This is a genomic window from Streptomyces sp. NPDC090025, assembly GCF_044748125.1.
GTDB lineage: Bacteria > Actinomycetota > Actinomycetes > Streptomycetales > Streptomycetaceae > Streptomyces.
On the sequence record NZ_JBIVFL010000013.1, the window covers coordinates 81,271 to 94,661 of the forward strand.

Below are 13,391 nucleotides of genomic sequence, written 5' to 3' on the forward strand. Positions count from 1 at the left end.
CCCCGTCCACGCCGCCGCTACAGCGGGGCCTCCCACACCACCGTCGTACCGCCGCCGTCCTCGCCGATCCCCGGGTCGCACCAGCTGGCGCCGCCCAGGGACTCGGCGCGCCGGGCCAGATTGCGCAGCCCGCTGCGGCGGCCGCCTTCCGGGATGCCGACACCGTCGTCCGCGACCGTCAGCCGGACGCCCTGGGTGCCGTCCGGCAGCGCCACGGTCGCGTCCACGACCACCTCGATCCGGCTCGCCCCGGCGTGCCGGAAGGCGTTCGACAGCGCCTCGCGCAGCGCGGCGATCAGGTTCTTGCCCGCCAGATCGCCGACCGTCGCGTCGATCGCGCCGAGGAAGCGGTGCGCGGGCTTGAAGCCCAGCGGCACCGCCGCCATGTTGATCTCCCGCAGCACCCGGGTGCGCAGCCCCGAGGGCGCCTCGGCGGGCCCCTGCTGGAGGGCGAAGATCGCCGTACGGATCTCCTGGATGGTCACGTCGAGTTCGTCGACCGCCTTGCCGACGCCCTCCCGCACCGCCGGGACGATCGACCTCCGCTGGGCGCTCTCCAGCATCATCCCGGTGGCGAACAGCCGCTGGATGACCAGATCGTGCAGGTCACGGGCGATCCGGTCGCGGTCCTCGAAGACCGCGAGGCGCTCCCGGTCGCGCTGTGCCTCGGCCATCATCAGGGCGAGCGCCGCCTGCGAGGCGAACTGGGTCGCCAGGGTCCGCTCGGCCTCGGTGAACTGCCGCTCGCCGCGCGCCCTCGGGGTGGCGAGGGCGCCGAGCACCCGGCCGCCGCTCTGCAGCGGCAGCAGCATCGCGGGCCCGTACTGGGCGGACAGCTTGTGGATCATCCGGGGGTCGGTGGAGGCGTCCGCGAGGAACACCGACTCGCCCTCCAGGAGCAGGTCCACCACCGGGCTCTCCGGCGGGATCACCACCCCGAGCGACTTGGTGGGCCGCGCCGAGGACACCGCGACGATCTCCAGACCGCCGTCCTCCGCGGGCAGCAGCACGATCCCGGCGGCGGCATCCGCGAGCCGTCTGGCCTGCTCGGCGACGACCGACAGGGCGTCGTCGGCGTCGCCGCCGGAGAGCAGCGCGGTGGTGACGGCGACCGAGCCGTCGATCCACCGCTCGCGCTGCCGGGCGGCCTCGTAGAGCCGGGCGTTGCCGATGGCGATGCCCGCCTCGGTGGCGAGCACCCGGACCATGTGGACGTCGTAGTCGTTGAACTCGCCGCCGCCGTTCTTCTCGGCGAGGTAGAGATTGCCGAAGATCTCGCCCTGGACCTTGATCGGGACGCCGAGGAAGGTCTTCATCGGAGGATGGCCGGGCGGGAAACCGGCCGCGCGCGGATCGGCCGACAGATCGGCGAGCCGGATCGTCTGCGGATCCCTGATCAGCGCCCCGAGCAGCCCGGCGTGCCCGTCCGGGCGGTGCCCGATGCGGCGGGCGGTGGCGTCGCTCACCCCGTAGGTGACGAAGTCCGAGAGCCCTTCGCCCTCGTCGTCGACCACGCCGATGGCGGCGTAGCGGGCGTCGGCCAGCTCGGCGGCGGTCTCGCAGATGCGGTCGAGCGTGGAGTGCAGCTCCAGGCCGGTGCCGACGGAGCGCATCGCTTCCAGGAGCTGGGGCACCCGCGCGGTGAGTTCGGTGGAGAGGCCGTGCAGGCTGCGCGTGGCCTGGGTCGCGGCTTCGAGCGGGTCCGGGGCGTCGGGCACGGCAGCGGTCATGGGGTGAGCCTAGTTAGTCCCTTTTGGCGAGAAAAGTCGGGTGGTCGGCGACGGGACGGCGGGGGAGCCCGCCGACCGGGTCACCGGACACACTCCAGGCCCCCCGTCCGATCCGCCGGGGTGAGCAGCCGATCGCTCTCCCGCTCCTGCGCCAGCATCCGCCGCAGCGGCCCTTCGACCGCCGCGAGCTCCGCGTACGGGCCGCGCTGCACGGTGCGCCCATGGTCCAGGACCACCACCTCGTCGACCGCGTCCAGACCGCGCAGCCGATGGGTGATGAGGACGGTGGTGCGGCCCTCGGTAACCCGCAGCAGGTCGTCGGTGAGCGCGTCGGCCGTCGCCAGGTCCAGGTGCTCGGCGGGCTCGTCGAGGACCAGGACCGGGAAGTCGGCGAGCAGCGCGCGGGCCAGGGCAAGCCGCTGCCGCTGGCCGCCGGAGAGCTGCGAGCCGTGCTCGCCCACCAGGGTGTCGAGACCGGCCGGCAGCCCGTCCACCCAGTCGAGCAGCCGGGCCCTGCGCAGCACCTCGCGCAGTTCGGCGTCGCTCGCGCCGGTCCTGGCCAGCCGCAGGTTCTCCCGCAGGCTGCTGTCGAAGAGGTGCGCGTCCTGGGCGCAGAGGCCGACGAGGCGGCGCACCGCGTCGCCGTCGAGCTCGGGCGCGGCCGTTCCGCCGATCCGGTACGTGCCGGACTCGGCGTCCAGGAACCGCAGCAGCACCTGGGCGAGGGTGGTCTTGCCGGAGCCCGAGGCGCCGACCACGGCGACCCGGCGCCCGGCCTGAAGGGTGAGCCCGAAGTCCGCCAGGGCCGGCCGGTCCTGTCCGGCGTACCGGGCCGTGAGCCCGGCCAGCTCCAGCGGGAACGGGCTCGCCGGGGGAGCGGCGGGCAGGGCCGGCTCACGCACCGGCACCGGCGCGTCGAGCACGTCGAGGACCCGTTCGGCGCTGCGCCGCACCCGCTGCCGGTACTGGACGGCGAGCGGCAGCCCGTTGACGGCCTCGAAGGCGGCCAGCGGGGTGAGCACGACGACGGCGAGCGCGACCCCGTCGAGCCGCCCGTCGCGGACGCCCTGCACGCCGACGACCGCGGCCGCGGCCACCGTCAGGCCGCAGACCAGGGCGGAGAGCCCGGCACTGAGCGCGGTGGCGGCGGACTGCCGGGAGGCGATCGTGGTGAGGGTGCGGTCGGCGGCCCCGGTCCGCTCAACGCGCTTGTTCAGGGCTCCGGCCACGGTGAGTTCGGCGCAGCCGCGCAGCAGGTCGACCACGGCGGTGGTGAGGGTGGCGCGGGCCGGGGCCAGCTGCCGCTCGGCCCGGCGGGCGAGGGCGCCGCCCGCGAGCGGCACGAGCACCCCGGCCACCAGCAGACCGACGGCGAGCACCGCACCGGCCTCGGGCAGCAGCCAGCCGGTGAAGCCGACCGCCCCGACACCGACCACGAGCGCGGCGCCCGCGGGCAGCAGCCAGCGCAGCCAGTAGTCCTGGAGCGCGTCGACGTCCTGGACCAGCCGGGTCAGCAGATCGCCGCGCCGGGTGCGGCGCAGTCCGGCCGGGGCGATGCGTTCGAGCCGCTGGTAGACGGCGACCCGCAGGTCGGCGAGCATCCGCAGCACGGCGTCGTGCGAGACGAGCCGTTCGGCGTAGCGGAAGACGGCCCGGCCGATGCCGAAGGCGCGGGTCGCGGTGACCGCGACCATCAGATAGAGCACCGGCGGCTGTTCGGAGGCCCGCGAGATCAGCCAGCCGGACACGGCCATCAGGCCGACGGCCGAGCCGAGCGCCAGGCTCGCCAGCAGCAGGGCGAGCGCCATCCGGCCGCGCAGCCGCCCGGCCATGTCCCTGACCCGCCGGAACACGGACCGGCCGGTCCCGTTCACGTCGGCCGTGGGGACGGTCTCGGGGCGGTCGGGGCCGGTCCCGGTGGTGCCGGTGCCGGCGGCGGTGCCCGTCTCCCCGGCCGTCAGGCCCGTACCGCTGTCTTCCGAAGTCTGCGCCGCTTCCGCGGGTGCCGGGGAACCGTCCGCGATCAGGCCGGCGACCCGAGGTCCCGGGGCGCCGACGGCGGGCAGCGGCTCGGCCGCCGCGCGGGCCGGGGCGGCCGGGTCGAGGCGGACCACCCGGTCCGCCACGGCGAGCAGCGCGGGCCGGTGGACGACGAGCAGCACCGTACGGCCCGCGGCGAGGCGGCGGACGGCGTCGACGACGCCCGCCTCGGTCTCGCCGTCGAGCGCGGCGGTCGGCTCGTCGAGCAGCAGCAGCGGGCGGTCGGCGAGGAACGCCCGGGCGAGCGCGAGGCGCTGGCGCTGGCCCGCGGAGAGCCCGGCGCCGTCCTCGCCGAGGACGGTGGCCGTGCCGTCGGCCAGTTCACCGACGAAGCCGTCCGCGCCCGCGTCCCGCAGCGCCCGCCGGACCTCGGCGTCGGTGGCGTCGGGCCGGGCGAGGCGGACGTTCTCGGCGATCGTCCCGACGAACAGGTAGGGCCGCTGGGGCACCCAGGCGATCCGGGAGCGCCAGGCGTCGAGGTCGAGGGTGGCCAGGTCGGCGCCGCCGACCCGGACCGTGCCGCCGTCGGCCTCCGGGGTGGCGAAGCCGAGCACCACGTCGAGCAGGGTGGACTTGCCGACGCCGCTGGGGCCGACCAGGGCGACCGTCTCGCCCGGTTCGACGGTGAGCGAAGCGGCGTCCAGGGAGGCTTCGGACCGGCCCGGATGACGCACCGTCACCCGGTCGAGCTCCAGCCGTACGGAGCCGGGCACCGGCCCCGTACCGGCGTCCGGCAGCGGGGTCTGAAGGACGTCGAAGATCTCCTCGGCGGCAGCCAGGCCCTCCGCCGCCGCGTGGAACTGGGTGCCGACCTGCCGCAGCGGCAGATACGCCTCGGGGGCCAGGACCAGGATGACCAGGCCGGTGTAGAGGTCGAGGCCGCCGTGCACCAGGCGCATACCGATGCCGACCGCGACCAGGGCCACCGACAGGGTCGAGAGCAGTTCCAGGGCGAAGGAGGAGAGGAACGCGATCCGCAGGGTCCGCATGGTCGCCCTGCGGTAGTCCGAGGTGATGGTGCGGATGTTCTCGGCCTGGGCCTTCGCCCGGCCGAACACCTTGAGCGTGGGCAGTCCGGCCACCACGTCGAGGAAGTGCCCGGAGAGCCGGGACAGCAGCTTCCACTGCCGGTCCATCCGGGCCTGGGTGTACCAGCCGATCAGGATCATGAAGAGCGGGATCAGCGGCAGCGTGCCCACGATGACGGCCGCCGAGATCCAGTCCTCGGTGACGATCCGGGCGAGCACCGCCACCGGGACCACGACCGCGAGCCCCAGCTGGGGCAGATAGCGGGCGAAGTAGTCGTCCAGGGCGTCCACGCCCCGGGTCGCGAGCGCGGCCAGCGAACCGGCCTTCTGCCCGCTGAGCCACCCCGGGCCGAGCCGCGCGGCCCGCTGGAGCAGCCGTTCGCGCAGCTCGGACTTGACCGCCGCGCTCGCCCGGTGGGCGGCGAGCTCGGTCAGCCAGGAGACCAGCCCCCGTCCCGCCGCCACCACGGCGAGCAGGACCAGGGGCTGGGTGAGCCCGGAAACCGACAGATCCTTCTGGAAGGCCCCCACCACCACCTCGGCGATGAGCATCGCCTGGGCGACGATCAGGCCCGCCCCGACGAGGCCGAGACCGACCACCGCCAGCAGGAAGAAGCGGGTGGCCTTCGCGTACCGCAGCAGGCGCGGATCGATCGGTTTCACGTGAAACATCTCCCCTGAGATGCGGGACCGGCGAGGCCGGTCCCGGTCCTGCGCGTCCTAGTGGGCGGCGTCCGCGATGTGCTGGGTGCCGATCCGCTTGCGGAAGACCCAGTAGGTCCAGCTCTGGTAGAGCAGCACCAGCGGGGTCGCGATCGCCGCGCACCAGGTCATGATCTTGAGCGTGTACGGGCTCGACGAGGCGTTGGTGACGGTGAGGTTCCACGCCGGGTCGAGCGACGACGGCATGACGTTCGGGAAGAGCGTCAGGAACAGCATGGCCACCGCCGCGGCGATCGCGACGCCCGAGAGCGCGAACGACCAGCCCTCGCGCCCGATCCGGATCGCCCCGATCGCTCCGACCAGCGCCACCGCCGCGATCAGCATCGCGACCAGGCTCCAGCCGTCGCCCTTGTCCACCTGGGTCCAGATGAGGAAGGCGAGCGCGAGCAGCGCCGTCCCCAGACCCAGCTTGACCGCGAGGTCACGGGCCCGGGTGCGGATGTCCCCCACCGTCTTCAGCGCGGTGAACACCGTGCCGTGGAAGGTGAAGAGGGTCAGCGTGACGAGTCCGCCGAGGATCGAGTACACGTTGAGCAGGTTCCAGAAGTTGCCCACGTACTCCATGTCGGCGTCGATCTTCACGCCGCGCACGATGTTGCCGAAGGCCACGCCCCACAGGAACGCGGGGATGAGGGAGGACCAGAAGATGGCCTCCTCCCAGTTGCGCTGCCAGTTTTCCTCGGGTCGCTTGGCCCGGTACTCGAAGGCCACCCCACGCACGATCAGACAGACCAGGATGATCAGCAGCGGCAGGTAGAAGCCGGAGAACAGCGTGGCGTACCACTCCGGGAAGGCCGCGAAGGTCGCGCCGCCCGCGGTGAGCAGCCACACCTCGTTGCCGTCCCAGACCGGGCCGATGGTGTTGATGAGGACGCGCTTCTCGGTCCGGTTCCGGGCGAGGAGCTTGGTGAGGACACCGACCCCGAAGTCGAAGCCCTCCAGGAAGAAGTAGCCGATCCAGAGGACGGCGATGAGTACGAACCAGACGTCGTGGAGTTCCATGCCTCGATCTCCTGAGCCTCAGTACGAGAAGGCCATGGGGCGGTCGGCGTCGCGGTCCCCGCCGATCCGGGTGGGCGGGTTGAGGTCGTCCTCGGTGAGCTCGGGCGGGCCGGCCTTCACGTACTTGAGGAGCAGCTTCACCTCGATGACGGCGAGGACGGCGTAGAGCAGGGTGAAGACGATCATCGAGGTCAGCACCTCGCCCTGGGAGACCCCGGGCGAGACGGCGTCCCGGGTGCGCAGCACGCCGTAGACGACCCAGGGCTGACGGCCCATCTCGGTGAAGATCCAGCCCCAGGAGTTGGCGATCAGCGGGAACCCCAGCGTCCACAGGGCGAGCAGCCAGTACCCGTGGGTGAGCTTCGGGCTGAGCGCCTTGCTCTTGAAGAGCACCAGGTGCGGCGCCTCGTCCTCCCCCACCCGCAGCGCCGGGGCCAGCATGAACTTCTTACGGGTCAGCCAGAGTCCGAGCAGTCCGATGGCGAAGGACGCCATGCCGAAGCCGATCATCCAGCGGAAGCCCCAGTAGGCGACCGGGATGTTGGGCCGGTAGTCGCCGGGCCCGTACTTCTCCTGCTCGGACTTGTTGACGTCGTTGATGCCGGGGACGTACGAGTCGAAGTCGTCGTTGGCGAGGAAGGACAGTATCCCGGGGACCTCGATGGCGACGGTGTTGTGGCCCTTGTCCACATCGCCGTACGCGAAGATCGAGAACGGTGCCGAGTTCTGGCCGTCCCACAGCGCCTCGGCCGCGGCCATCTTCATCGGCTGCTGCTTGAACATGACCTTGCCGAGGAAGTCACCGCTGACGGCGGTGAGCAGACCGGCCACGACCACGGTGATCAGACCGAGCCGCAGCGAGGTCTTCATCACCGGGATGTGGCGCTTGCGGGCCAGGTGGTACGCGGCGATGCCGACCATGAAGGCGCCACCGGTCAGGAAGGCCGCCGTCATGGTGTGGAAGACCTGGGTGAGCGTGGTGTTCTGGCTGAGCACCGCCCAGAAGTCGGTGAGCTCGGCCCGCCCGCGCTCGGCGTTGATGCGGTAGCCGACCGGGTGCTGCATCCAGGAGTTGGCCGCCAGGATGAAGTACGCCGACAGGATCGTGCCGATCGACACCATCCAGATGCAGGCGAGATGGATCTTCTTCGGCAGCTTGTCCCAGCCGAAGATCCACAGGCCGATGAAGGTGGACTCGAAGAAGAACGCGATCAGCGCCTCGAATGCGAGGGGGGCGCCGAAGATGTCGCCGACGAATCGCGAGTAGTCGGACCAGTTCATACCGAACTGGAACTCCTGCACGATGCCGGTGACTACACCCATCGCGATGTTGATCAGGAAGAGCTTGCCCCAGAACTTCGTCGCCTTGAGGTACTTCTCCTTCTCGGTGCGCACCCAGGCCGTCTGGAGTCCGGCGGTAAGTGCTGCGAGGGAGATCGTCAGCGGAACGAAGAGAAAGTGGTAGACGGTGGTGATGCCGAACTGCCAGCGCGCCAGGGTCTCAGGCGCCAAAGCAAGGTCCACGTCGTCTTCTCCTTACATCGCCGTGGTCACATCGGCAGTTTGCCCCTTTAATCCCACCAAATACGGGAGGAACAGGGACACGCTTGTGAACGCGTTCACATTCACAAGCATTATGGCTCATACGAAATTCGTACGTTCGAGTGGGGTACCCCTACCCGAGGTCACCCTCTGAGACGACTCTTCCCAGGGACTTCAACATCTTGTTGAATCCGGGCCATGAGCCTTCGGATACGCCTCTCCTGGCCGGCCGGACACACCACGGCCACCCTCGACGAAACCCCCACGAGCACGGCGCTCGTGGGGGCTCTCCCGATCTCCTCCACCGCCCGGACCTGGGGCGAGGAGGTCTACTTCGACACTCCGGTCTCCGTCCCCGTCGAGCCCGGCGCCCGCCAGGTCGTCCCGCCGGGCACGGTGGCCTTCTGGACCGAGGGCGACGCGCTCGCCCTCCCCTACGGCCCGACCCCCATCTCCAGCGGCGACGAACCGAAGCTGGCCAGCCCGTGCAATGTGCTCGGGGCGCTCGACGGGGACCCGCGGATTCTGGCCACCGTCAGGGACGGCGACCCGATCCGGGTGGAACCGGTCGACTGACGGCGGGCGGGGAGGGCGAGCGGGGAGGGCGGGCGGGCGTCGAGACGGTGGGCGTCAGGCGCCCGCGACGCCGTCCTTGCGGAAGCCCTCCGCCGTCTTCAGGAACAGGTCGTTCGCCTCGGCCTCACCGATGGTGACCCGGACGCCCTCCCCCGCGAACGGCCGCACCACGACACCGTGCCGCTCGCACTCCGCCGCGAAGTCCATGGTCCGCTCGCCGAGCCGCAGCCAGACGAAGTTCGCCTGGGAGTCCGGCACGGTCCAGCCCTGGGCCACGAGCCCCGCGTGCACCCGGGCCCGCTCCGACACCAGCGAGCCGACCCGGCCGAGCAGTTCGTCCTCCGCGCGCAGCGAGGCCACCGCCGCGTCCTGCGCCAGCTGGCTGACGCCGAACGGCACCGCCGTCTTGCGCAGCGCCGCCGCCACCGGCTCATGGGCGACGGCGAAGCCAAGGCGGAGCCCGGCGAGCCCGTACGCCTTCGAGAAGGTCCGCAGCACCGCCACGTTCGGCCGGTCGCGGTAGAGCTCGATGCCGTCCGGGATCTCCGGGTCGCGGACGAACTCCTTGTACGCCTCGTCGATCACGATGAGGATGTCGGAGGGCACCCGGTCCAGGAAGCGCTCCAGCTCCGCCCTGCGCACCGCGGTGCCGGTGGGGTTGTTGGGGTTGCAGACGAAGATCAGCCGGGTCCGCTCGGTGATCGCGTCGAACATCGCGTCGAGATCGTGCACCTCGCCGTCGGTCAGCGGCACCCGCACCGAGGTGGCCCCGCTGATCTGCGTGATGATCGGGTACGCCTCGAAGGAGCGCCAGGCGTAGATCACCTCGTCGCCCGGGCCCGCCGTGGCCTGCAGCAGCTGCTGGGCCACGCCGACCGAGCCGGTGCCGGTGGCCAGGTGCGAGACGGGCACACCGAAGCGGTCGGCGAGCTCCTCCATCAGACCGGTGCAGGCCATGTCCGGGTAGCGGTTGAAGTCCGCGGCGGCGGCCAGCGCGCTCTCCATCACGCCGGGCAGCGGCGGGTACGGGTTCTCGTTGGAGGACAGCTTGAAGGCGGCCGGACCGCCCGAGGCGGCGGGCTTCCCCGGCTTGTACGTGGGAATGCCGTCGAGCACGGCGCGCAGCCGGGGGCCCGACCCGCGCACGCCACCGGCGCCACCGGCGCCCTGGGCACCGTCCGTCGGGCTGGTGCCGCTGGTGCCGCTGGTCCCGCTGGTCTCGCTCACTGGGTCCTCCTCGACCGTCCGTACGACCAATACTCCTCACCTTAAAAGGATTCCGCTCCCCTGCGAATGGCCTGTGGACAAATGCTCCGCCGCACCCCGCGGAATCGGCCGGAGAGCGCGGACGGGGAGCACGGACGGAGGGACCGGACGGAGGGACCTGATCGGGACGGCCGGAGGACCATCGGGGGACCAACGGGGGGGACCAACGGGGGGGACCAACGGGGGGGACCGCGGGGGACCAGCGGGGGCGGCTCCGGGCCGGGGGGAGCGCGCCCAGGGGTGGCGCGCGCCGGTGGCGAGCGCCGTGGCGCGCGTCGCCCGTAAAGGTGAGTTGAGACCTCTTCGAGACCTCGCCCCCTCGGCAGGCGCATGACCACCAGGGGCCCTAGGTGTCATGGCACTGACCTGAACTTTCGCTGTTTCCCAGGTGGTTGATGGTTTTTGATCATGCAGAAACGTGCCTGTCAACGCCTGCATATGCGACCGGCTCAACCGGCTCCCCTCGCCCTACTATCGGCTCGCCATGACAGCAGCAGGGAAGCACCAGGTGAGCCGGGCACAGACCCGGGGAAGCCGGCAGGGACGAGCGGGCATCCGGGACGTGGCCGCCGCCGCCGGGGTCTCCATCACGACTGTCTCCGACGCGCTCAACGGCAAGGGCCGGCTCCCGGACGCCACCCGCCGTCACGTCCGAGAGGTCGCCGACCGACTGGGCTATCGCCCGTCGGCAGCGGCTCGCACGCTCCGAACCGGCAAGTCGGGCCTCATCGGCCTGACCGTGACCACGTACGGGGATGAACCTTTCACCTTCACCGAATTCGCGTACTTCGCGGAGATGGCGAGGGCCGCCACATCGGCCGCGCTGGCCCGGGGCTACGCCCTGGTGATCCTGCCCGCGACCTCACGCCACGACGTCTGGTCCAACGTCGCCCTCGACGGGACCGTCGTCATCGACCCCTCCGACCACGACCCCGTGGTCACCGAACTCGTCCGCCAAGGGCTCCCCGTCGTCTCCGACGGACGCCCGGCCGGCACCCTGCCGGTCACCGCCTGGGTCGACAACGACCACGAGGCCGCCGTCCTCGACCTGCTCGACCACCTGGCCGCGGCCGGCGCCCGCCGGATCGGCCTGCTCACCGGCACCACCACCGACACCTACACTCGACTCTCCACCACCGCGTACCTCAACTGGTGCGAACGCGTGGGCCAGGACCCGGTCTACGAGGCGTACCCCGCACACGACCCCTGCGCGGGCGCCGTCGCCGCCGACCGGCTGCTCGCCCGCCCCGACCGCCCCGACGCCGTCTACGGGCTCTTCGACCCCAACGGCACCGATCTGCTCGCCGCCGCCCGCCGTTACGGGCTGCGGGTCCCCGACGACCTGCTGCTGGTCTGCTGCAGCGAGTCGACGGTGTACGCCACCACCGAACCGCCCATCACGACGCTCTCGCTCAAGCCGCGCAGGATCGGCACCGCGGTGGTCCAGCTGCTCATCGACGCCATCGAGGGCATCGACACGGACGGCCCGGTCGAGCGGGTGATACCGACCGAACTGATCGTCCGCACGTCGTCGCAGCGCCGCTCGCCGCGGACGACGGTCAGTCCGCCGCGGTCGCCGTCGCAGGACTGAGCCCGAGGGCTGAGCCCGAGGGGGGGTCCGGGGGCGGTCGGGGAGCGGGGCGGAGCGGAGCGAGGAGGCGCGGAACGGGAGGCCGCGCCTCCGAAGCGCGCCGCTCCCCGCCCGTACGAAGCCCGTCGGCCCCCGCCCGTACGAAGCGCGTCGGCCCCCGCCTCAGCCCATGCTTCGACCCCCGCTTCGCCCTCTCCTCGGCCCCGGCCGGGAACGGCCGCTTCTGCGGCCGACGGAGTGAAACCTCCGACCGGCCCCGTTCCACCCCCTAGACCTTCCCAATTCGGGCGAAACAACCGGTGAACCCGGAGTGGACCCGGATTCACCACCCCTGGTGCGTCACACAGGAGGACGCTCATTCCTATGATGGGCGGACGACACCGCGGACCACGACGACCAGGCCGGTCCGCGATGTGCAGGGCATCGCGACGGTGGTGGAGGGGTCGATGACACAGGGGGCCGAAAAGGAACCCGCGGTGCGCACGGCGACGTTGCGTGACTTCCGCGTGCCTCCGTACGCCCGGGTGCCCGTCCAGGGACACCCCGTGGAGCCCTTCCCCACTGAGGCCCCGGCCGAGATCCCGGTGGCCCCGGCCGCCCCGGTGGCCACCGCCGATCCCACCCTGCGGCTCGGCACCCTGCCCCCGGGCCACCCGTTGGACCAGGCGCAGCTGGAGCGGCCGCCGTTCGAGGCGCCGCGCCCCGACCAGCAGCCGTACGTCACCAACCCCCCGCCCGCCTACGAGGCGCAGGCTCAGGCGCAGACCCAAGCCCCGGCCCCGGCCCCGTTCCCCGCGCAGGCGTCCGCCCCGGTGCCCGACGAAGCGGGCCACCCCGGCAACGCCGTACCCGCGTACGAGGGACCGGACGGCTACACGCCGACCGAGCGCGACCTGCCCGTCATCAACCGCGGCGACACCGTCCAGGTGCCGGTGGCCCCCGCCGAGCAGCCCGCCCCCGTCGGCGGCGGCGAGGGCCCCGGCCCGCTGTTCGTCGTCGGCGACGTCCACGGCTACCTCGACGAGCTGGTCCAGGCGCTGCGCGCGCAGGGCCTCATCGACGACAACGGCGGCTGGGCCGCGGGCAACGCGCGCCTGTGGTTCCTCGGCGACTTCACCGACCGCGGCCCGGACGGCATCGGGGTGATCGACCTCGTGATGCGGCTCTCCGCCGAGGCCGCCGCCGCGGGCGGCTACTGCAAGGCCCTGATGGGCAATCACGAACTGCTCCTGATCGGCGCCAAGCGGTTCGGCGACACCCCGGTCAACTCCGGCGCCGGCACCGCCACCTTCCAGGCGGCCTGGCTGCTCAACGGCGGCCAGAAGCACGACATGGACCGGCTCCAGGACGTCCATCTGCAGTGGATGTCCCGGCTCGACGCGGTCGTGGCGGAGGACGGTCACCTCCTGCTGCATTCGGACACCACCGCGTACCTCGAATACGGCGAGACCATCGAGGACGTCAACGACAACGTGCACGCGGCGCTGACCCGTAACGACGCGGACGAGGTCTGGGACCTGTTCCGGAAGTTCACCAAGCGCTTCGCGTTCCGTGACGAGGCGGCCGGGCCGCAGGCCGTGCGGGAGCTGCTCGACACCTACGGCGGCAGCCGGGTCGTGCACGGGCACAGCCCCATCCCGTACCTCACCGGCCAGGTCGGCTCGGAGGACGGCGAGGGGGACAACCGCCCGGTGGTCGACGGTCCGCACGTGTACGCGGACGGCCTCGCGATCGCCATGGACGGTGGCGTGACCATGGCCGGAAAGCTCCTGGTGGTCCAACTCCCGCTGCCCGCCTGACGCATAACCCTACGCATCCGGGGAAGTCGATTTCCGGGAACACCCTGTCACCGCGTGCCGTACCCGCCCTACCATCGGCTCATCCGTAGCAGGC

General features: G+C 71.9%; 8 protein-coding genes. 3 read left to right on the plus strand and 5 right to left on the minus strand.

Annotated elements, in window-relative coordinates; all coding sequences use genetic code 11:
• Nucleotides 1-17 precede the first annotated feature (17 nt).
• The 4 genes from ACIPXM_RS26500 to ACIPXM_RS26515 form a co-directional block, all read right to left on the minus strand.
• On the minus strand, nt 18-1,730 hold the full coding sequence (locus ACIPXM_RS26500; RefSeq protein ID WP_401660059.1) for a GAF domain-containing sensor histidine kinase: 1,713 nt from the start codon (nt 1,728-1,730) through the stop codon (nt 18-20).
• A gap of 80 nt (nt 1,731-1,810) precedes the next feature.
• Nucleotides 1,811-5,470: a thiol reductant ABC exporter subunit CydD gene (gene cydD / locus ACIPXM_RS26505; RefSeq protein WP_401660061.1), complete on the minus strand. Its 3,660-nt coding sequence runs from the start codon at nt 5,468-5,470 to the stop codon at nt 1,811-1,813.
• Between the two features lie 48 nt (nt 5,471-5,518).
• The gene (cydB, locus tag ACIPXM_RS26510; RefSeq protein WP_401660063.1) at nt 5,519-6,523 is read right to left on the minus strand and encodes a cytochrome d ubiquinol oxidase subunit II; all 1,005 of its coding nucleotides are present in this window, start codon (nt 6,521-6,523) and stop codon (nt 5,519-5,521) included.
• 18 nt (nt 6,524-6,541) lie between these two features.
• Nucleotides 6,542-8,047 carry a cytochrome ubiquinol oxidase subunit I gene (locus tag ACIPXM_RS26515; protein WP_401660066.1) on the minus strand — a complete coding sequence of 502 codons (1,506 nt, stop codon included), beginning with the start codon at nt 8,045-8,047 and terminating at the stop codon, nt 6,542-6,544.
• Between the two features lie 216 nt (nt 8,048-8,263).
• Here ACIPXM_RS26515 and ACIPXM_RS26520 point away from each other — a divergent pair, with 216 nt between their 5' ends.
• Entirely contained in the window at nt 8,264-8,641 is a 378-nt protein-coding gene (locus tag ACIPXM_RS26520) for a cyclophilin-like fold protein (protein WP_401660068.1), read from the plus strand.
• Nucleotides 8,642-8,695: 54 nt separating this feature from the next.
• Here the strand turns inward: ACIPXM_RS26520 and hisC are convergent, their stop codons facing one another.
• Complete coding sequence (gene hisC, locus ACIPXM_RS26525; RefSeq protein WP_401660382.1) at nt 8,696-9,787, minus strand: histidinol-phosphate transaminase; 1,092 nt, start codon at nt 9,785-9,787, stop codon at nt 8,696-8,698.
• A gap of 604 nt (nt 9,788-10,391) precedes the next feature.
• Here hisC and ACIPXM_RS26530 point away from each other — a divergent pair.
• Together ACIPXM_RS26530 and ACIPXM_RS26535 are read left to right on the plus strand one after the other, a co-directional pair.
• Complete coding sequence (locus tag ACIPXM_RS26530) at nt 10,392-11,498, plus strand: LacI family DNA-binding transcriptional regulator (protein WP_401660071.1); 1,107 nt, start codon at nt 10,392-10,394, stop codon at nt 11,496-11,498.
• 446 nt (nt 11,499-11,944) lie between these two features.
• On the plus strand, nt 11,945-13,297 hold the full coding sequence (locus tag ACIPXM_RS26535) for a metallophosphoesterase (protein WP_401660074.1): 1,353 nt from the start codon (nt 11,945-11,947) through the stop codon (nt 13,295-13,297).
• Nucleotides 13,298-13,391 lie beyond the last annotated feature (94 nt).